Genomic DNA, 17,411 nt, shown 5'->3' on the forward strand with positions numbered 1-17,411 from the left:
TAAAATCATTTTTACAAACTCAATATAGTTTTCCACGGTTATTATTTATTATTACAAAGATCTGTAGTTTTTAATTCACACACAACTTTTGAGATTGATCCACAAAAACACAAACGACGATAATAGCTGAAAAGAAAAATGTAAACACATATTGTTTATTGATCCTCATACTGGTGAAACCGACGAAAGTATTATATCATCAATAGAAATAAGAACTAAGTCAAAATCTATGACAAAAGACATATTCGATGCTTAGAGGTAAACTAACAGCCCTTATACATGTATTGAAGAATAATCTAACTACACCTAAGTAATGATGTAATCTATTTAAATCTTTCATTTAGCGATACCTCTACTCCATACATACTCCCCCAGAATACCTTACCACTTCTATAGTTCACATCGCATACCATACCCCTAACATCACAACTCTTTCTTCTGCTACTCCCCTACCCAAATTAATAGACATTACTCAAATTTCACACATTGCTCCTCTTTCAGCAAATCAAAAAAGAATACAACAGAGCGTTTAAAGTTAAAGTAAATAACAAATACATCATGCATCACTATACCCAAAATCAATAGAGTATTGCTTGCACTTTCTCCACGTATTCTCGCAGATTGTTAGGGGTTTCCTTGGCAAAACCCCCATTCTTGGCAACAAAACCACAAGGATACCCCTAGAAAACCCTTCGTAAGTAGCTAAAAAGGACTTTAAAAATACCTACTTAATAAACTTGTAACCAACTAAGAAGCACAACTAATACCACCTTTGGTACAACTAAAAACACCAAACTGTGAATAACACTAAAAATTGAAACTCAATACTTACCACACAAACAACAATCCCTTTCTCCAATTACTCAGCAATACACTCTTTATGTCTTTACACAGATCTAAAACAGACCTGTACTCAACATTACTCCTTCCATATAAAATCAACTTACCTGTAACACTTTATTAGCTTATTTATAATTATAAATCAATTATGATAAAGTAAATTCATCGGTTAAAAAAATTTTGTTAATAGATAATCATTTCTTTAACTTTGGCAAAAAATAACTAAACTATGAAAGCAAAAAAAATTTTTAGATTAGCAACCTTTGCATTATTATTAGCTGGAGCAACATCTTACGCACAGTCGCCTTCTCCTTTACACGTTGGGATTAAGGCAGGAGCAAACTTTACTGATATGTCTACATCTTTAAAAGATTACAACAGTAAATCTGCTACTGGTTTTGCGCTTGGTGCTGTAGCGAGATTTGACATTAAAAAAACTTACCTTCAAGCAGAGCTTTTATACTCTGAGAAAAACGTAAAATTTGAGGGAGCAACTGGCAACAACACTTCTAAAATGAAGAATATTGAAGTTCCTGTTGTTTTTGGTTACAAAATCATCAACCTACCTTTATTGCACTTGCGTACCTATGCAGGGGGAGTTTACACAAATATGATTGGAGATAACTTCAATAAAAAAGAAATAGGAGATACATTCAAAAACTTTGACAAATCAAACATTGGTTACCGTTTAGGAGTTGGAGCTGATATCTTAAAATTCACTGTTGACGTTTCATACGATGGAGGTTTCAGCAACGTGAGTAAAGACTTCAAAACTAAACCAAACACTTGGTTAGTTTCAGTAGGATATTTCTTTTTATAAGATAAATTTCAACATTAACAGAAAGAGTTGTTACTTTGCAGTAGCAACTCTTTTTTGTTTGCTACTTTCAAATAGTTTTAAAAATATTATTTTTGCAATATGCAGAAGAAAATAAACATATTAAATAAGCGCGCAAAATTTGACTATGAGATTATAGACAGATTTACCGCTGGTATAGTTTTAACGGGAACAGAGATTAAATCAATTCGATTGGGGAAAGCGAGTATTGCAGAAAGTTTTTGTGAGTTTCAAGGCCTTGAATTATTTGCCATTAATACTCAAATTGAAGAATACGCCTATAGCAAACACTTCAATCACAAAGCTAAAACAGAGCGCAAATTACTACTCAACAAGAAAGAGCTTAAAAGCTTAAACAAGAGTGTTCAAAACAAGGGGTTAACCATTGTACCTTTGCGTCTATTTTTAAACGACAGAGGATTAGCTAAACTTGAGATAGCGCTGTGTAGAGGTAAAAAGAACTACGATAAACGCGAGACAATTAAAGATCGAGATAATAAGATCAACTTAGACAGATTGAAAAAGTCATATTAAAGAACTGATTTTAATAAAATAAAAAACGAAGTACTCTGCAGAGTACTTCGTTTTTTTGTATCTAATTTTTATTCTCTAACATTGGGACAAATTTAAAGTCACCATACTCGTGTTTTTCAAACTGAGTTTCATTCAAACGAACTAGTTCAGTCATGATTTGTGTTTCTTCTCCCAAAGGAATGATAAGCCTACCTCCAATTTTTAACTGAGCCATTAAAGGTTGTGGTATAAACGGAGCACCAGCAGTAACAATAATAGAATCAAAAGGAGCATAATTAGGCAATCCTTTATATCCGTCACCAAAAGTCATTAATTTGGGGCGTATTCCCAATTTTGGAAGCAAATGACTTGTCTTCTTATACAATTCATTTTGCCTTTCTATGCTGTAAACTCTTGCTCCCATAGCTACTAAAACAGCGGTTTGATAACCACTTCCCGTTCCTATCTCCAACACTTTATCTTCTTTCTCCAGCCTTAACAGTTGCGATTGAAAAGCAACAGTGTATGGATGAGAGATCGTCTGTCCTGCACCAATTGGAAATGCTTTATCTTGATAAGCAAAATTTTCAAAACTTGAATCTAAAAATAAATGTCTAGGAATCACCCTTATAGCCTCTAAAACAGCAGTATCTACTATACCTTTTTGTTTTAAAGACTCTACAAGCTGATTGCGAAGACCTTGATGTTTAGGGGTATCTATCACGGCAAGTAATTTTAATTTGCGCTAATTTACACAATATTTACAATAAACTTACTCACAAAGCCTCTCTGAGGCATTTCATTTCCTATCTAATATCCTTTTTATATCGAACTATGAAAAAGAATTTAAACAACATTTTTTCAAACTAACTCAACAGCAAGACTTAAGCTTGGATAAGCAAAACTTTATCCCCTATTTTTTATGCGTTACTTAAATTAAGTTATATTTTTGTTGAAAATATTTAGATATGCTAAAAGTTGGTGTATTGGGAGCAGGACATTTAGGTAAGATTCACTTACGCCTGTTAAACCAATCTGAAAAATATAATTTAGTAGGATTCTATGATCCTTTTAAAGAGAACGCAGAGAAAGTTGCTGCTGAATTTGGATATCGTAAATTTGATAGCATTGAGGAGTTGATAGCTGCTGTGGATGTAGTAGATATCGTGACTCCTACCCTTTCCCATTTTGATTGTGCTAAACAAGCAATCGAGGCAGGAAAACACGTTTTCCTTGAAAAGCCAATCACAACTACTGTAGAAGAGGCTGAAGAAATTATCAAGTTAACAAAGAAACACAACGTATATGGCCAAGTAGGACACGTCGAAAGATTCAATCCTGCCTTTTTAGCTGTAAAATCAAAGATAGAGTCACCAATGTTCATCGAAACTCACCGCCTTGCTGAGTTTAACCCAAGAGGAACTGATGTACCTGTTGTTTTGGACTTAATGATACACGATCTCGATGCTATTTTAAGTGTGGTTAAATCCCCTGTAAAACACGTTAGTGCAAGCGGAGTAGCTGTTTTAAGTGAATCACCCGATATTGCCAATGCTCGAGTAGAGTTTGAAAACGGATGCGTGGCTAATATTACAGCAAGTAGAATCTCAATGAAGAATATGCGTAAATCTCGTTTCTTTCAACGTGATGCTTATATTTCGGTAGACTATTTAGAAAAAACTTGTGAGGTAGTCAAAATGAAAGAAGCTCCAGAAACTCCTGGCGACTTTGACCTTATCTTACAAAATGCTGAAGGAGTTAAAAAACAAATTTATTACGACAACCCTGAAGTTCATCAAAATAATGCTATTTTAGATGAATTGGAAACGTTTCACGATGCTATTGTAAACAATACAAGACCTGTTGTAACGTTAGAAGATGGTACAGCTGCTTTGAAATTAGCATATCAAATCATCGATGCATTTAAAAAATAAAATGAACTAACATTAAAAATCAACTATATATGAAAAATATCGCAGTTATAGGTGCTGGAACCATGGGGAATGGTATTGCACATACCTTTGCTCAAAAGGGGTTTACAGTATTCTTAATCGATATATCTGAACAAGCTATTGAAAGAGGTATGACTACGATTGTGAAAAACCTTGATCGCATGATTGCAAAAGGAAGTATCACTGAAGCTGAAAAGAAAGCAACTATTGAGAACATCATTACCTATACAGAAATAAAAGACGGTGTGGTAAATGCTGACTTAGTTATAGAGGCTGCAACAGAAAATGTACAGTTAAAACTAAATATCTTTAAAGAATTAAGTGAAGTATGCAATGAGAATATCATTTTAGCTTCAAACACTTCTTCAATTTCAATTACTCAAATTGCTTCTGTGGTGAAGAACCCAGAAAGAGTTATAGGGATGCACTTTATGAATCCTGTGCCAATTATGAAGTTAGTGGAGATAATTCGCGGTTATAGTACATCTGACGAAGTTACTAAAGCGATTATGGAGTTATCTAAAAAATTAGATAAAGTACCTACAGAAGTAAATGATTACCCTGGATTTGTAGCTAACCGCATACTGATGCCAATGATTAATGAGGCTATCGAAACACTATATAATGGAGTTGCTGGTGTAGAAGAAATTGACACTGTGATGAAATTGGGAATGGCTCATCCAATGGGACCGCTTCAATTAGCAGATTTCATAGGCTTAGATGTTTGTTTGTCAATTCTAAACGTAATGTATGAAGGATTTAAAAATCCAAAATACGCACCATGTCCGTTATTAGTAAATATGGTTATGGCTAAAAAACTTGGCGTAAAATCTGGAGAGGGATTCTATGACTACTCAGAGAGTAAGAAAGCTGAGAAAGTAGCTAAAATGTTTGCATAACAAGATAAATAATATAGAAAAAGACAACTGATTCACAATAAAATCAGTTGTCTTTCTTTCGATTTGATACCATAAATAATGGCAAAAATACTTCCATTCCAAGGCGTTCGTCCTACAAGAGATAAAGTTAGTTTAGTAAGTTGTCGTTCATTCGAAGACTACACAACTGTAGAATTAGCCTATCTATTAGATTACAATCCTTTTTCTTTTCTTCACGTTTTGCATCCCGCTTATGTTAATCCACAAAAGGTAACAAGTGACAAGCGTTTCAAAATGGTTGCTGCTAAATTAAAAGACTTTAAGAAAGAGAATATCCTTGTCAAAGAAGAAAAGCCGATTTTCTATTTATATCAAATTCAAACAAAATCACATGTATTTACAGGCATTATAGCCGGTACAACACTTGAAGACTACAATGACAATGTGATTCTCAAGCACGAAGACACACTTGAATACAGAGTTAAGTTATTCAAAGAGTACTTGGATTTCAGTAAATTCAATACAGAACCCGTTTTAATGATGTATCCAGATCAAGAGGACATTAATATTTGGATAGATAATTTTAAACAGTCAAGGCCGATATACGACTTTAGTACAGTAGAGAAAGAAAGGCATACGCTGTGGAAAATAGACAATGACGCTGAAATTGAATGGTTGTGTAGCAAGTTCGAGCAAGTAGATAAAATGTACATTGCCGATGGACATCACCGTTTTGCTTCTGCCAATATGCTACAACAAGAAGATCCTGAGAACCAAAGAGGACACAACAATTCTGTCATGACTTACTTAATCTCAGAAAACAATATCAAGATTTACGAGTTCAACAGAATTATTCACGATTTAAACAATCACACAAAAGAAGAATTTCTTGAATTGTTAAATCAAAAATTCCTTGTTGAAAATAAAGAACAACAGTTGTGGAAACCCACACAGAAAATGGAATTTGGCATGTATTTGGATGGAGATTTCTACGCTCTTAAATTAAAAGAGAAAAAGAAAACAAACGATATCCTCCAACAATTAGATGCTCAAATCTTATACGATGAAGTATTACACCCTATTCTCGGACTCGATGATTTGCGTAATGACGCGCGAATTGACTATATTCCAGGAAATGAATCTATTGTAACAATTAAAGAAATGGTAGATGACGGAGAATACGAAGTAGGTTTTATGCTTTACCCTACCAATGTAGAAGAAATTAAAAAAGTGGCGGATAACAACCTGATCATGCCACCAAAAAGTACATATATTGAACCTAAGTTCATGAATGGTTTATTAATTTATGAAATTTAATGTAAGAGAAAATGGTTATAGCAAATAATCTGAATGAGATTAAAAAAACGATTCCTGAGGGAGTGACATTGGTAGCTGTTTCGAAAACAAAGCCAATAGAAGATATCCAACAAGCCTATGATGCAGGCCAACGTGTATTTGGGGAAAACAAGATTCAGGAGATGAGTGATAAGTACGAATCTCTACCTAAGGACATACAATGGCACATGATAGGGCACGTACAGAGAAACAAAGTGAAGTATATGGCACCTTATGTTTCGTTGATTCACGGTGTAGATAGCTTTAGACTACTTGAAGAAATAGATAAACAAGCTAAGCGAAATAACCGAGTTATTCCTTGTTTATTGCAAATGTTTATTGCCAAAGAAGACACTAAATTTGGATTAGACGAAGCGGAGTTAATCGAAATATTAGAGAGTGAAGCCTTTTCAAAATTGCAACATATTGAAATCAAAGGGTTAATGGGAATGGCTACTTTTACAGAGGACCAGCACCTAATCAAAGAGGAGTTTACTTCACTAAAGGCTATATTTGACAAAGTAAAAAACAACTACTCACATATTCCTTCTTTACAATTGACTACTGTGTCAATGGGAATGAGTAACGATTACCTATTAGCCATAGAATGTGGTAGCACCATGGTTAGAATTGGCAGTAGTATATTCGGTCATCGAAATTATTAATTAATACGATATTACAGCTTGTACGCAATATTAGATATAGAGACAACAGGAGGACAATTTAATGAAGAAGGAATCACTGAAATAGCCATTTATAAATTCGATGGCGATAAAGTAGTAGATCAATTCATTAGTTTAGTAAATCCTCAAATTGAAATACAGCCCTTTGTAGTAAAACTTACGGGTATAAGTAATGCTATGCTCCGTTTAGCACCTAAATTCTATGAAGTAGCGAAGCGCATCATTGAAATAACAACAGATTGCGTTATTGTTGCTCATAATGCAGACTTCGACTATAGAGTAATTAGAACAGAGTTTAGAAGATTGGGCTACAACTTTAACAGAGATACACTATGTACTGTTGAGTTATCTCAAAAATTATTACCTGAAGCTAAATCACACTCTTTAGGCAAATTAGTGCGTTCATTAGGTATTCCTATTGCTGATAGACATAGAGCACATGGAGATGCAATGGCTACTTTGAAATTGTTTCAATTATTACTGTCAAAAGACCACGAAAAAACAATCCTAAAATCAATGATTAAATCAGATATTCGCACTGGTATTAATCCTAAGTTTTTAGACATTGCAGATAGTCTTCCCTCAACAGTTGGTATTTATTATATCCACAACGAAGAAGGTCAAATCATCTTTATAGGCAAAAGTCAGAATATCAAGAAGAAAGTTTTACAACACTTTACAAGCAACACTACTGTCTTTAAGAAGATTCAACAAGAAACTTATACAGTGACTTATGAAAAAACAGGCAATGAATTAATAGCAATGCTCAAAGAAGCAGAGGAGATTACTATTAACAAGCCGAAATACAATAAAGTAAGCAAGAAGAATATCTACCCTTACTCTTTGTATATAAAAACAAATTTAAACGGATACCATTATTTCGCTATAGAAAAAACGGATGGTCGAAAACGCAACGTTATGGCTTTCACCTCGCCAACTGAGGGTAGAAAGTTTGTTCAAAGTATAACACATCACTTTGAACTACCGTTCTTTTTAGAAATGATAAATGAGAAAAAGAGCAAGAAAGTGACTGAAGCTAATTTCTCAGATACAATAGAAATGAATAAAACGGATTATAATTGTAATCTTTTAGAACTACTTGTTAATTACAACATAGATCAAGGCAACTTATTAATCATCAACAAAGGAAGAAAAGTAGAAGAAAAAAGTGCCGTAGTACTCGAAGAAGGAAAATTGAGAGGTTACTGTTTCTACGATCTAAATTATCAAGTAAATTCATTAGATCGATTGCAAAGTAATTTAACAACTATTACTTTTAATCGAAATAATAGAAATATTATTTTAAATTATTTAAATAAAAAAACAGGTTATAAATTAGTTCATATTTAAATCTTAGACACCGTTGAGAAAGAAACTTAAGAATAAATGGGATATCCTAAAGCAAAAGATTTACATCGTAATTTACGGTTCTAACACTTTTGCTGGAAAATTATTTGACTTAGTATTATTAGCCGTTATTCTCTTGAGCGTTTTATTGGTAATGCTTGAGTCAATAGAAAGCTTTGATATGAAGCACCATATCAGTCTTAAAGTATGTGAATGGATTATTACTGTCTTTTTTACTATAGAATACATATTGCGTATTCTATGTAATAAGAAACCATTAAAATACGTATTCAGCTTTTATGGAATAGTCGATTTGATTTCCATATTGCCAATGTACTTATCTTTCTTCGTAGCAGATGCTCAAGTGTTAACAGTTGTACGTGCATTACGTCTTTTACGCCTTTTTGGAATTTTAAATTTGGTTCCTTATATCGGTCAAGAATCCCACTTAAAACTCGCTATAAAAGCAAGTAGAACAAAAATCATTGTATTTGTTTACTTCGTATTAGTTGTATCTATTATTTTGGGAGCTTTGATGTATGTAATCGAAGGAAAAGACAATGGCTTTACAAGCATTCCGCGCAGTATTTACTGGTGTATCGTAACCTTGACCACTGTGGGTTATGGAGATATTGCTCCCCAGACCATACAGGGACAGATGATTGCCTCATTTATCATGATTATGGGGTACGGCATTATTGCAGTACCAACTGGAATTGTAACTGCCGAATTCTCTAATATTAAAAGGAATAGATTAGATGCGCGTAAGAGAAGAAACTGCCCTTCATGTACAACAACTATTTATGATGAAGATGCGAACTACTGCTATAACTGTGGTCAAAAATTAGGAGATGTATTCAAAAAATAATAGATATTTAATTGTTGTTATCGGACCTACTGCTATTGGAAAAACAGCCTTGGGAATCGAAATAGCAAAGCATTATAACAGTAACATAATTTCTTGTGATAGCAGACAGTTCTATCGAGAAATGAATATAGGTACAGCCGTGCCTTCTCAAGAAGAATTAAGTATTATACCTCATCATTTTATTCAACATATTGGTATAGATACACCCTACTCAGTAGGAGATTTTGAAAGAGACGCCTTAGCAAAACTGGAAGATCTATTTCAACACAACCCCATACAAGTCATGGTTGGTGGTTCTGGTTTATTTGTCAATGCAATTATCAATGGTTTAGATGATTTCCCTGACATAGACCCCAATATCAGAGAAGACTTAAACAAAGAACTTGAAGAAAAAGGATTGGCTTCTCTTCAAAATAAGTTAAAAGAACTTGATCCTGTACACTATGAAAAGGTTGCGATAGATAATCCACAGCGTGTTACAAGAGCACTGGAAGTTTGTATAGGTACAGGGAAACCCTATTCATCCTTCTTGAATAAAAAAGCAAACAATAGAAACTTTACTCCTATCATTATAGGATTAGAGGCTGATCGTGAATTAATGTATCAACGCATTAACAAGCGAGTGGATATTATGATCGATAACGGACTTTTAAAAGAAGCTGAGGCATTGTATCCTTTTAGGAAGAATAATGCATTACAGACCGTAGGGTACAGAGAACTGTTTACTTATTTTGATGGAGATTGCAATTTAGATTTTGCAATTGAGGAAATTAAGAAAAACACACGCCGTTTTGCTAAACGCCAGATGACTTGGTTCAAAAGAACTGAAGGTGCCAATTGGTTTGATTTTACTACAGATCCAAACAACATTATTGCGGAGATTGACAAAATTATCAATCAATAAAGGCAACGACCTCTACTCTACCAAGCAAACATACAACCACTTTAAAACTATATTATATGCCAATTTCTCCAAATTTCACTTCCATTTATACTCGAAGTTTCATTGTTGATTTCTTTGATTGCTCACCGGATGGAGTTATCAAGCTATCCGCGCTCAGTCGATTAATACAATATGTTGCATCAGAACATTCTATTGTAGGGGGAATCAGCTTTTGGGACTTACAACAAGTTAGTCAAGCCTGGGTAGTGAATAAGTTTAGAATAGAGATTGAAGGAGAATTACCCCATTGGCAAGATGAGATTACAATTACAACTTGGATAGAAAAATTAGATGGCTTTCGATCAGTAAGGAACTTTGAAGTGCACCAGAATAGCCAATTACTGGCAAATGCTTCTTCTCTTTGGGTGATTATGAATACAGAAAAGAGAAGACCTGAATTAATGAAACTTCCCCACGAACATTTTATTAAATACGCAGATAAAAAGTCAGTAAAAGAGGACTTTCAAAGAATGCCAAAAAATATCTTTAGCAAGCTATCAAGTGACAAAGTAAAATACTCAGATTTAGACATGGTTAATCACGTGACTAATATAAAGTATATAGAATGGATAATGGATACAGCGTATGCTCACAATATCGACTTAAAGGGAGTGAAAACGTTAGATATGTTATTTAAAAAAGAAATGACCTATGATCTCCCTTATGATATTTTATATTCAGTAGATAAAGAAGGGCATCACTTTACAGTCAATACAAATGAAGATACAGTTAATTTTTACTGCTACCTAAACTAAAAGAAAAAGCTACTCATAAAATGAGTAGCTTTTATTATTATGTACCTATAATGTTGTGATTTACCATACAAACATAGGTCTTTCTTCCATCATTTCGTTTACTTGATCAGCAACTTGTTCAATTACTTCATCGTTTGTGTGATTCATCAATACTTTGTCAATTAAAGCAACGATAGTTTCCATATCTTCTTCAACTAAACCTCTTGTAGTAATAGCTGGAGTACCAATACGAATACCAGAAGTTACAAATGGTGATTTATCATCAAAAGGTACCATGTTTTTGTTCACAGTAATTTCAGCTTTTACAAGAGCTTGCTCAGCTTCTTTACCAGAGATATTCTTATTTCTAAGATCAATCAACATCATGTGGTTATCTGTACCGCCAGAGATGATATTATATCCTCTTTTTACAAAAGCTGCGGCCATTGCCTTAGCATTCTTTTGCACTTGCAACGTATATTTAAAGAACTCATCAGATAAAGCCTCCCCAAATGCTACAGCTTTAGCAGCAATAATATGCATTAAAGGTCCTCCTTGATTACCTGGGAATACAGCACTGTCTAAAAGCGAAGACATCATGCGTACCTCTCCTTTTGGCGTTTTTAAACCAAATGGGTTTGGAAAATCTTTCCCCATCATGATAATACCACCTCTTGGTCCTCTTAATGTCTTGTGTGTTGTAGTAGTGATAATATGACAATGAGGTACAGGATCATTCATCAATCCCTTAGCTATTAAACCTGCAGGGTGTGAAATATCTGCCATTAAAATAGCTCCAACACTATCAGCAATCTCTCTGAATCGTTTAAAATCCATATCGCGAGAATATGCAGAAGCACCAGCAATTATAAGTTTTGGTTGCTCTTTAGTAGCTACTTCTTGTATCTTATCGTAATTTAATAAACCTGTTTCTTGATCTACACCATAAAACACAGGGTTGTACAGCTTACCTGAAAAGTTCACTGGTGAACCGTGAGTTAAATGTCCTCCATGAGATAAATCAAACCCAAGTATCTTATCTCCAGGCTTCAAACAAGCAAAAAACACAGCTGTATTAGCTTGAGATCCTGAGTGAGGTTGCACGTTTACATACTCAGCACCAAATAATGCCTTTGCACGATCAATAGCAATTTGCTCTACTACGTCAACAACTTCACATCCTCCGTAATATCTCTTATTAGGATACCCTTCTGCGTATTTATTTGTTAAGCAAGAACCTGCAGCTTCCATTGTCTCATCACTTACAAAGTTTTCAGAAGCAATTAATTCAATTCCATGAATTTGTCTATCTTGTTCTTCAAGAATTAAGTCGAAAATTTCAGTATCTTTTCTCATTTATGTTGTGTGTTTCATTTTTATTGCTTCCAAATGTACAAAAAACGTTTGTTATTTTCAGTCTTAATTATATATTTGAGTATTACTATTAACTCACTAAAAAATAATTTATGACAATTAACGCAAACGATCCGAATAGGAAGTCTTGGTTAAACGTTGAAAAGAATTCTGATTTTCCAATTCAGAATATTCCTTTTGGTGTTTTTATCACGCAAGATGACATCATTACAATAGGTACCCGAATTGGTAATTATGCAATTGATTTAAGTGCATTGCAAATGTTAGGTTACTTTAAAGGCATTGACTTGACCGATGATGTATTTCTACAAGATTCTTTAAATGATTTTATTTCTGCAGGTAAAAAAACCTGGAGAGCAGTTAGAAACAGAGTTGCTGAAATATTTGACTTAAATAACTTAGATCTTCAAAATAACGAAAAACACAGAGATGCTGTAATATTTGCAATTGATTCTGTGGAAATGCAGTTACCTGTACTCATTGGGGACTATACTGATTTCTACTCGAGTAAAGAACATGCAACCAATGTAGGGAAGATGTTCAGAGACCCTGAGAATGCATTGTTACCAAACTGGTTACACATCCCTGTTGGCTACCATGGTAGAAGCTCTACTGTTATTCCTTCAGGAGTTCCTATTAAAAGACCTGTAGGACAAACTTTGCCCAAAGGAGAAACCTCTCCAGTATTCGGGCCTTCAAAACGCCTTGATTTCGAATTAGAAACAGGTTTTATTACAACCGATGCTAACCTTTTAGGAGAGCACATTCCAGTAGATGAGGCTGAAGATCATATCTTTGGTATGGTTTTGTTAAATGATTGGAGTGCAAGAGATATACAAACATGGGAATACGTTCCGTTAGGTCCCTTCCTTGCTAAGAACTTTGCCACTTCGATTTCCCCTTGGGTTATCACACTCGACGCTTTAGAGCCGTTTAGAGTTGCAAGTCCAGCTCAATCACCTACCCCTCTACCTTACTTACAGCAATCTGGTAATCGAACCTTTGATATTAAATTAGAAGTATACATTACTCCAAAAGAAAAAGAGAGTAAGTTAATCTGTGAGTCTAACTTTAAGTATTTGTATTGGACTATGAGTCAACAGTTAGCGCATCACACCATTAATGGGTGCAAAGTAAACTCAGGTGACTTAATGGGTTCCGGAACCATCTCTGGAACTGAACCAAATAGCTATGGATCTCTTTTAGAGTTAACTTGGGGCGGAACCAAACCAATTGCTTTACCTGATGGTTCTACCAGAACTTTTATTGAAGATTACGATACTATCACAATGAAAGGTTATTGCCAAAATAGTGATATCCGCATTGGCTTTGGGGAGGTTAGTAATATGCTATTACCAGCATCAGTACGTTTTTAAAACAGAAAAGTCTTACAAAGTAAATATACCAAGCGCGAAATGAACTGTCATTTCGCGCTTTTTTGTTTCAATATAAAGGCGAACGTTATATTTTAACTACTTTTGTCGCTTATTACTATAATTTATGTACACAGAACAAATTCATCGTATCAAAGAGAAAGTAAACCAATTAAAGAGTTTAGATCAAGACTTGGAAATTTTCGGTGCAGATACACACGAATATATATTAAACCCTACTGTTTCTATTGAAGATGTAACTCAATTTGAAAAGGAGAATAAGGTTACGCTACCAAAAGATTATTTAGCATTTATCACTGAAGTAGGCAATGGAGGTATGGGACCTTTTTATGGCTTGCAAACATTAACTGAAGCAAGCGTAAACGAAGAAGAGCTAATGATAACAGGCAAGAGTACTACTTCACTTTTACAAAAGCCTTTTCCTCATAGTTCCCTATGGAATCCATTAGCTGAATTAGAAAGTCTTGATGCTAAAATAGAAAATGCCAGTGGAGATGATGAACTTGAAGAACAGTTATATGAAAAAAGATTGGCCCTGATCAGTGGAGAAGAACATGACTATGGAAGGCTTAACCTTTGTGATTTTGGATGTGGTATTACCATTTTCCTTGTCGTAGCTGGAAATCAAAAAGGTTTTATGTGGACAGACGACCGAATAAATGACGGAGGATTATATCCGAGTATTGAATTAGAAAATATTAATAGTCTAACTTTTTTAGATTGGTATGAATTATGGCTTGACAATTCTATTTCAGAGTTTATCTAATCACAAGAACTAAGACAGCCTTATAAAAAAAACTCCTATCGAGTTACTGAACTCAATAGGAGATTTTTCTTTATTACATCGATAGTTAGAGGTCTGTTACCTATAGCTCTTTCTCGTAAATCTCTTTGTTAGATGCACATAAACGGCATCCTTTTTTTAACCCTTTTTCATTCCATTCGATTCCTGTCTTCTCCTGGTCAATCAATGTGTAATAAGAGTATAATAATCCATATCCTTCGTTATTGCCCATTTCGATAATCTTGAAACCTAACTTCTCAAGTTCTGCATCTGCTTGAGGGTGTTTTACCTCTTTTGCATTCTTATCCCCTAATACAGAAACAACATCAATTGCTTTTTCACCTAAGCCATAAATAAAAACTTGAATACAAGCAGTATCCAATCCAGCATCACACAACTTTTGATTCCCCTGCTTAATTTTACTCATTGAATCCATAAACATCCCCTTTCCTTTGCGTTCAAGTAATCTATCCCCCTCTACATAATTCAAATAGTAAAACTTCTCTAACAATTCAAGGCGCTTTTCCATTCCTGGAGCTTTCGGAGCATATTTAAATTCATTATCTAAAGAAATAAAAGTAGACTTCTTTACTTTTCTACTAAACCCCTTCAATTCATTTCCATTCTTCTTTTCAAGAAAAACCCCATCTCCACCTGCTAACACATAAATAGTGTCGTTTCTTTCAAAATAATCGTAGTACTCTTTTTCATCTAAAATAGCAGTTCCTTTTCCGTCAAATTCTAAAGATGTATTATAAAAACTCCAAAAGGATTTGTTTTTATACTTTCCAACTAAATTATTTGAAGCTTTTTGCCCGAATGCAAAAACAGATTGTAAAATAATTACAAGTAATAGTAGTCTTTTCATGTCAATTCTTTTTTTCAAACTTAGGTAAATATATTAAATATTCGAAGAATCTTTACCTTTAGTTATAAAATTAAAAGAACAAAAGAACATTAGAGTCAATAGCAACTATTTATAATTACTTGATACTACACGAATCACCCTTACAACCAAAGTTAAAAAAAGCTTGTAAAAACAAATACAGAGCCGGTATCATCAAAACCCATAGCTCATTATCTATACTTTGAAAAACAATAAAAACTCCAAGGATTAATCGAATCCATCTTATTGCAGTCCATTGCTTAAAATAATTAATCATAACGTCTTTGATTTTCATTATCTACAAAACTAATCATTATAAAAATGGCAATATGTAACAATTGTTACTGTCAGACTATAGTAGATATAGTACTTTGGTCCAAGTAATAATTAATAACATTTATAGAGATGAAGAAAATAGTTTTGAGCTTAGCTCTAATTTTATCAATGAATACAATATCATTTGCATCAACTTCTATTTCAGAAAGTACAGAGAGTGTATTATTTCAAGAAACTAAGGGCAAAAAGTTTGCTATTCTTGTTCAGTCTACAAAAAACCTACGTTCATCTATAATGACGGCTTCAGAAATGATTAAAGATAATCCTGCTGTTAAATTTGAAATCGTTATAATGGGACAAATGGTACAAGAACTAAATAACGCAGAATTAAAACCTGAGTTAGACGCTGCTGATAAAGCTGGTATCAAACTAGTAGTTTGTGAATTTGCATTAAAAGTATACGGTGTTGAATTAAAAGATTTGCCTTCGTATTTTATAGGGACACCAAATGCTCATAAATATATGTTCCAATTGCAAGAGAAAAATTATAATACCTTATCAATATAAGTATTAAAAAAACTCACACTACAATTATCCATAGACTTATGTAAACTTTTGAAAGGGCTTTTTTTAAAAAAATGCCCTTTCTTTATTTTAAATTTAACATGAGTTAGCTTTGTTTTTTGTAATTTTAGGAGATAACCGTAAAAGAAATTCTAAAATGAAAAAGCTAATCTATTTATCCTTATTGCTATTGCCTATTTCTTCTATAGCAATTGCTAACAATACAGCAGCACATGCTACTACTGCTATCAATCAAAAAGCTACAAAGGAGTTCACTATTAAATACACGTCAGAATCAACCGATTTAACGCAAAAAGCAACAGAACTTTACCGACAACTGATCAGCTTTATTTCACAAGAAAACGAAGCGAAATCATTTAGAAGCGTCTCTTTCCTTACGCAAATTAATGAAAACACAAAAGAAATAACTATCAAAAACATACAATTTTCTCAAGAGAATTCATATGCAACTGCCTTGCAAAAATTACTCAAAAACGACAATGATGCAACAAAGATCTTAGAAGTAGATGGAGTATCCATTGAGGCTAATGAAGATACTAAAGAAATAGATTTAACTAAGGCTACTACTTTAGCCACAAACTTTGTAGAAGCTGTTAATACTTCAAACTATGAAAAGGGAACTAACGTATCTTCAAGCATTGATATAGAGTACCACACTATTCAATAATAAAAATGTCCGATTTGAATAATCGGACATTTTTATTCTATACTTCACTTACGAGTGATTACAAACGCAATAATAGTTTTTCAACTTGAGCACCGTCAATACTTTCATGAGATGTATTAAAAACTGCTTGTCCTTTTGAAACAATAAGGATTTGTGGTGATTGATGTTCAACCTTGAATACCTCTGCTATTTCTAAAGAAATTAAGCGATCAGCAACAACATCAACCATATAACAAGATACATGTGTTGAATTACTAAATGAACTTTGGAAATTCTTTAATGCAAACTTGCTAATAAAGCATCGTGTACTATTCTTAAAGATAACAACTGCCTTTTCTTGAGATTCTGCAATTAAATCTTCTAATTGTGAGCTTTTCGTTAATTGTATCCAGTCCATAGTTTCGATTATATTAAATTATTACGCTAAATTAAATAAAAATACACTACCCTCCTATTGTTTACCGTTATCTCCTGACTCTTTATACTCTATAGTCTTTCTTACTTCTATAACACT

Annotated in this window: 18 protein-coding genes; 14 read left to right on the top strand and 4 right to left on the bottom strand. The window is 33.6% G+C overall.

The features are described from left to right. Positions 1 to 1,069 precede the first annotated feature (1,069 nt). A complete protein-coding gene (locus GOQ24_RS04030) occupies positions 1,070 to 1,660 on the top strand; it encodes a porin family protein (RefSeq protein ID WP_155092327.1) in 591 nt (196 codons plus the stop codon). A gap of 99 nt (positions 1,661 to 1,759) precedes the next feature. Further along, entirely contained in the window at positions 1,760 to 2,212 is a 453-nt protein-coding gene (gene smpB, locus GOQ24_RS04035; RefSeq protein ID WP_155092326.1) for an SsrA-binding protein SmpB, read from the top strand. Between the two features lie 61 nt (positions 2,213 to 2,273). Here smpB and GOQ24_RS04040 read toward each other — a convergent pair whose 3' ends face one another. After that, entirely contained in the window at positions 2,274 to 2,915 is a 642-nt protein-coding gene (locus GOQ24_RS04040) for a protein-L-isoaspartate(D-aspartate) O-methyltransferase (protein ID WP_160339162.1), read from the bottom strand. 244 nt (positions 2,916 to 3,159) lie between these two features. Between GOQ24_RS04040 and GOQ24_RS04045 the strand changes: the two genes are divergently transcribed. The 8 genes from GOQ24_RS04045 to GOQ24_RS04080 all read left to right on the top strand — a co-directional run bounded on the left by GOQ24_RS04045 (position 3,160) and on the right by GOQ24_RS04080 (position 10,952). Then, entirely contained in the window at positions 3,160 to 4,125 is a 966-nt protein-coding gene (locus GOQ24_RS04045; protein WP_155092325.1) for a Gfo/Idh/MocA family protein, read from the top strand. 29 nt (positions 4,126 to 4,154) lie between these two features. Then, on the top strand, positions 4,155 to 5,042 hold the full coding sequence (locus GOQ24_RS04050; protein ID WP_155092324.1) for a 3-hydroxyacyl-CoA dehydrogenase family protein: 888 nt from the start codon (positions 4,155 to 4,157) through the stop codon (positions 5,040 to 5,042). A 78-nt stretch (positions 5,043 to 5,120) separates the two neighbouring features. Continuing rightward, positions 5,121 to 6,338, top strand: coding sequence for a DUF1015 domain-containing protein (locus GOQ24_RS04055; protein WP_155092323.1), 1,218 nt, complete (start codon positions 5,121 to 5,123; stop codon positions 6,336 to 6,338). Positions 6,339 to 6,349: 11 nt separating this feature from the next. After that, entirely contained in the window at positions 6,350 to 7,021 is a 672-nt protein-coding gene (locus tag GOQ24_RS04060; RefSeq protein ID WP_160339163.1) for a YggS family pyridoxal phosphate-dependent enzyme, read from the top strand. An 18-nt stretch (positions 7,022 to 7,039) separates the two neighbouring features. Next, positions 7,040 to 8,389, top strand: coding sequence for an exonuclease domain-containing protein (locus tag GOQ24_RS04065; protein ID WP_160339164.1), 1,350 nt, complete (start codon positions 7,040 to 7,042; stop codon positions 8,387 to 8,389). 13 nt (positions 8,390 to 8,402) lie between these two features. Further along, positions 8,403 to 9,254, top strand: coding sequence for an ion transporter (locus GOQ24_RS04070; RefSeq protein WP_155092320.1), 852 nt, complete (start codon positions 8,403 to 8,405; stop codon positions 9,252 to 9,254). After that, positions 9,238 to 10,158 carry a tRNA (adenosine(37)-N6)-dimethylallyltransferase MiaA gene (miaA, locus tag GOQ24_RS04075; RefSeq protein ID WP_160339165.1) on the top strand — a complete coding sequence of 307 codons (921 nt, stop codon included), beginning with the start codon at positions 9,238 to 9,240 and terminating at the stop codon, positions 10,156 to 10,158. Before GOQ24_RS04070 ends, miaA begins: the two co-directional genes overlap by 17 nt. 56 nt (positions 10,159 to 10,214) lie before the next feature. Then, a complete protein-coding gene (locus GOQ24_RS04080) occupies positions 10,215 to 10,952 on the top strand; it encodes an acyl-[acyl-carrier-protein] thioesterase (RefSeq protein WP_160339166.1) in 738 nt (245 codons plus the stop codon). Positions 10,953 to 11,012: 60 nt separating this feature from the next. On the opposite strand, the gene glyA is transcribed toward GOQ24_RS04080, so the two are convergent. Continuing rightward, a complete protein-coding gene (gene glyA, locus GOQ24_RS04085; protein WP_155092317.1) occupies positions 11,013 to 12,287 on the bottom strand; it encodes a serine hydroxymethyltransferase in 1,275 nt (424 codons plus the stop codon). 110 nt (positions 12,288 to 12,397) lie between these two features. Here glyA and fahA point away from each other — a divergent pair, with 110 nt between their 5' ends. Next, positions 12,398 to 13,681 (top strand): fumarylacetoacetase, encoded by a 1,284-nt coding sequence (fahA, locus tag GOQ24_RS04090; protein ID WP_155092316.1) that lies wholly within the window; start codon positions 12,398 to 12,400, stop codon positions 13,679 to 13,681. A 124-nt stretch (positions 13,682 to 13,805) separates the two neighbouring features. Continuing rightward, positions 13,806 to 14,465, top strand: coding sequence for an SMI1/KNR4 family protein (locus GOQ24_RS04095; protein WP_155092315.1), 660 nt, complete (start codon positions 13,806 to 13,808; stop codon positions 14,463 to 14,465). A 100-nt stretch (positions 14,466 to 14,565) separates the two neighbouring features. Here GOQ24_RS04095 and GOQ24_RS04100 read toward each other — a convergent pair whose 3' ends face one another. Continuing rightward, on the bottom strand, positions 14,566 to 15,351 hold the full coding sequence (locus GOQ24_RS04100; RefSeq protein ID WP_160339167.1) for a hypothetical protein: 786 nt from the start codon (positions 15,349 to 15,351) through the stop codon (positions 14,566 to 14,568). Positions 15,352 to 15,774: 423 nt separating this feature from the next. Between GOQ24_RS04100 and GOQ24_RS04105 the strand changes: the two genes are divergently transcribed. Together GOQ24_RS04105 and GOQ24_RS04110 are read left to right on the top strand one after the other, a co-directional pair. Continuing rightward, a complete protein-coding gene (locus GOQ24_RS04105; RefSeq protein WP_160339168.1) occupies positions 15,775 to 16,212 on the top strand; it encodes a hypothetical protein in 438 nt (145 codons plus the stop codon). A 154-nt stretch (positions 16,213 to 16,366) separates the two neighbouring features. Continuing rightward, positions 16,367 to 16,897: a hypothetical protein gene (locus GOQ24_RS04110; protein ID WP_160339169.1), complete on the top strand. Its 531-nt coding sequence runs from the start codon at positions 16,367 to 16,369 to the stop codon at positions 16,895 to 16,897. Between the two features lie 58 nt (positions 16,898 to 16,955). Here the strand turns inward: GOQ24_RS04110 and ytxJ are convergent, their stop codons facing one another. Next, on the bottom strand, positions 16,956 to 17,294 hold the full coding sequence (gene ytxJ / locus GOQ24_RS04115) for a bacillithiol system redox-active protein YtxJ (protein WP_155092465.1): 339 nt from the start codon (positions 17,292 to 17,294) through the stop codon (positions 16,956 to 16,958). Between the last annotated feature and the right edge of the window lie 117 nt (positions 17,295 to 17,411).

Origin of the sequence: Myroides sp. LoEW2-1, from assembly GCF_009767705.1 — a bacterium.
In the GTDB taxonomy this organism is placed as follows: domain Bacteria; phylum Bacteroidota; class Bacteroidia; order Flavobacteriales; family Flavobacteriaceae; genus Flavobacterium; species Flavobacterium album_A.

Excerpts from the sequence above, each read along its gene's own strand:
- GOQ24_RS04095 (WP_155092315.1), top strand. The coding sequence starts at position 13,806 with ATGTACACAGAACAAATTCATCGTATCAAAGAGAAAGTAAACCAATTA.
- GOQ24_RS04060 (WP_160339163.1), top strand. The coding sequence starts at position 6,350 with ATGGTTATAGCAAATAATCTGAATGAGATTAAAAAAACGATTCCTGAG.
- fahA (WP_155092316.1), top strand. The coding sequence starts at position 12,398 with ATGACAATTAACGCAAACGATCCGAATAGGAAGTCTTGGTTAAACGTT.
- GOQ24_RS04045 (WP_155092325.1), top strand. The coding sequence starts at position 3,160 with ATGCTAAAAGTTGGTGTATTGGGAGCAGGACATTTAGGTAAGATTCAC.
- GOQ24_RS04100 (WP_160339167.1), bottom strand. The coding sequence starts at position 15,351 with ATGAAAAGACTACTATTACTTGTAATTATTTTACAATCTGTTTTTGCA.
- glyA (WP_155092317.1), bottom strand. The coding sequence starts at position 12,287 with ATGAGAAAAGATACTGAAATTTTCGACTTAATTCTTGAAGAACAAGAT.
- GOQ24_RS04050 (WP_155092324.1), top strand. The coding sequence starts at position 4,155 with ATGAAAAATATCGCAGTTATAGGTGCTGGAACCATGGGGAATGGTATT.
- ytxJ (WP_155092465.1), bottom strand. The coding sequence starts at position 17,294 with ATGGACTGGATACAATTAACGAAAAGCTCACAATTAGAAGATTTAATT.
- miaA (WP_160339165.1), top strand. The coding sequence starts at position 9,238 with ATGTATTCAAAAAATAATAGATATTTAATTGTTGTTATCGGACCTACT.
- GOQ24_RS04030 (WP_155092327.1), top strand. The coding sequence starts at position 1,070 with ATGAAAGCAAAAAAAATTTTTAGATTAGCAACCTTTGCATTATTATTA.
- smpB (WP_155092326.1), top strand. The coding sequence starts at position 1,760 with ATGCAGAAGAAAATAAACATATTAAATAAGCGCGCAAAATTTGACTAT.
- GOQ24_RS04055 (WP_155092323.1), top strand. The coding sequence starts at position 5,121 with ATGGCAAAAATACTTCCATTCCAAGGCGTTCGTCCTACAAGAGATAAA.
- GOQ24_RS04105 (WP_160339168.1), top strand. The coding sequence starts at position 15,775 with ATGAAGAAAATAGTTTTGAGCTTAGCTCTAATTTTATCAATGAATACA.
- GOQ24_RS04110 (WP_160339169.1), top strand. The coding sequence starts at position 16,367 with ATGAAAAAGCTAATCTATTTATCCTTATTGCTATTGCCTATTTCTTCT.
- GOQ24_RS04080 (WP_160339166.1), top strand. The coding sequence starts at position 10,215 with ATGCCAATTTCTCCAAATTTCACTTCCATTTATACTCGAAGTTTCATT.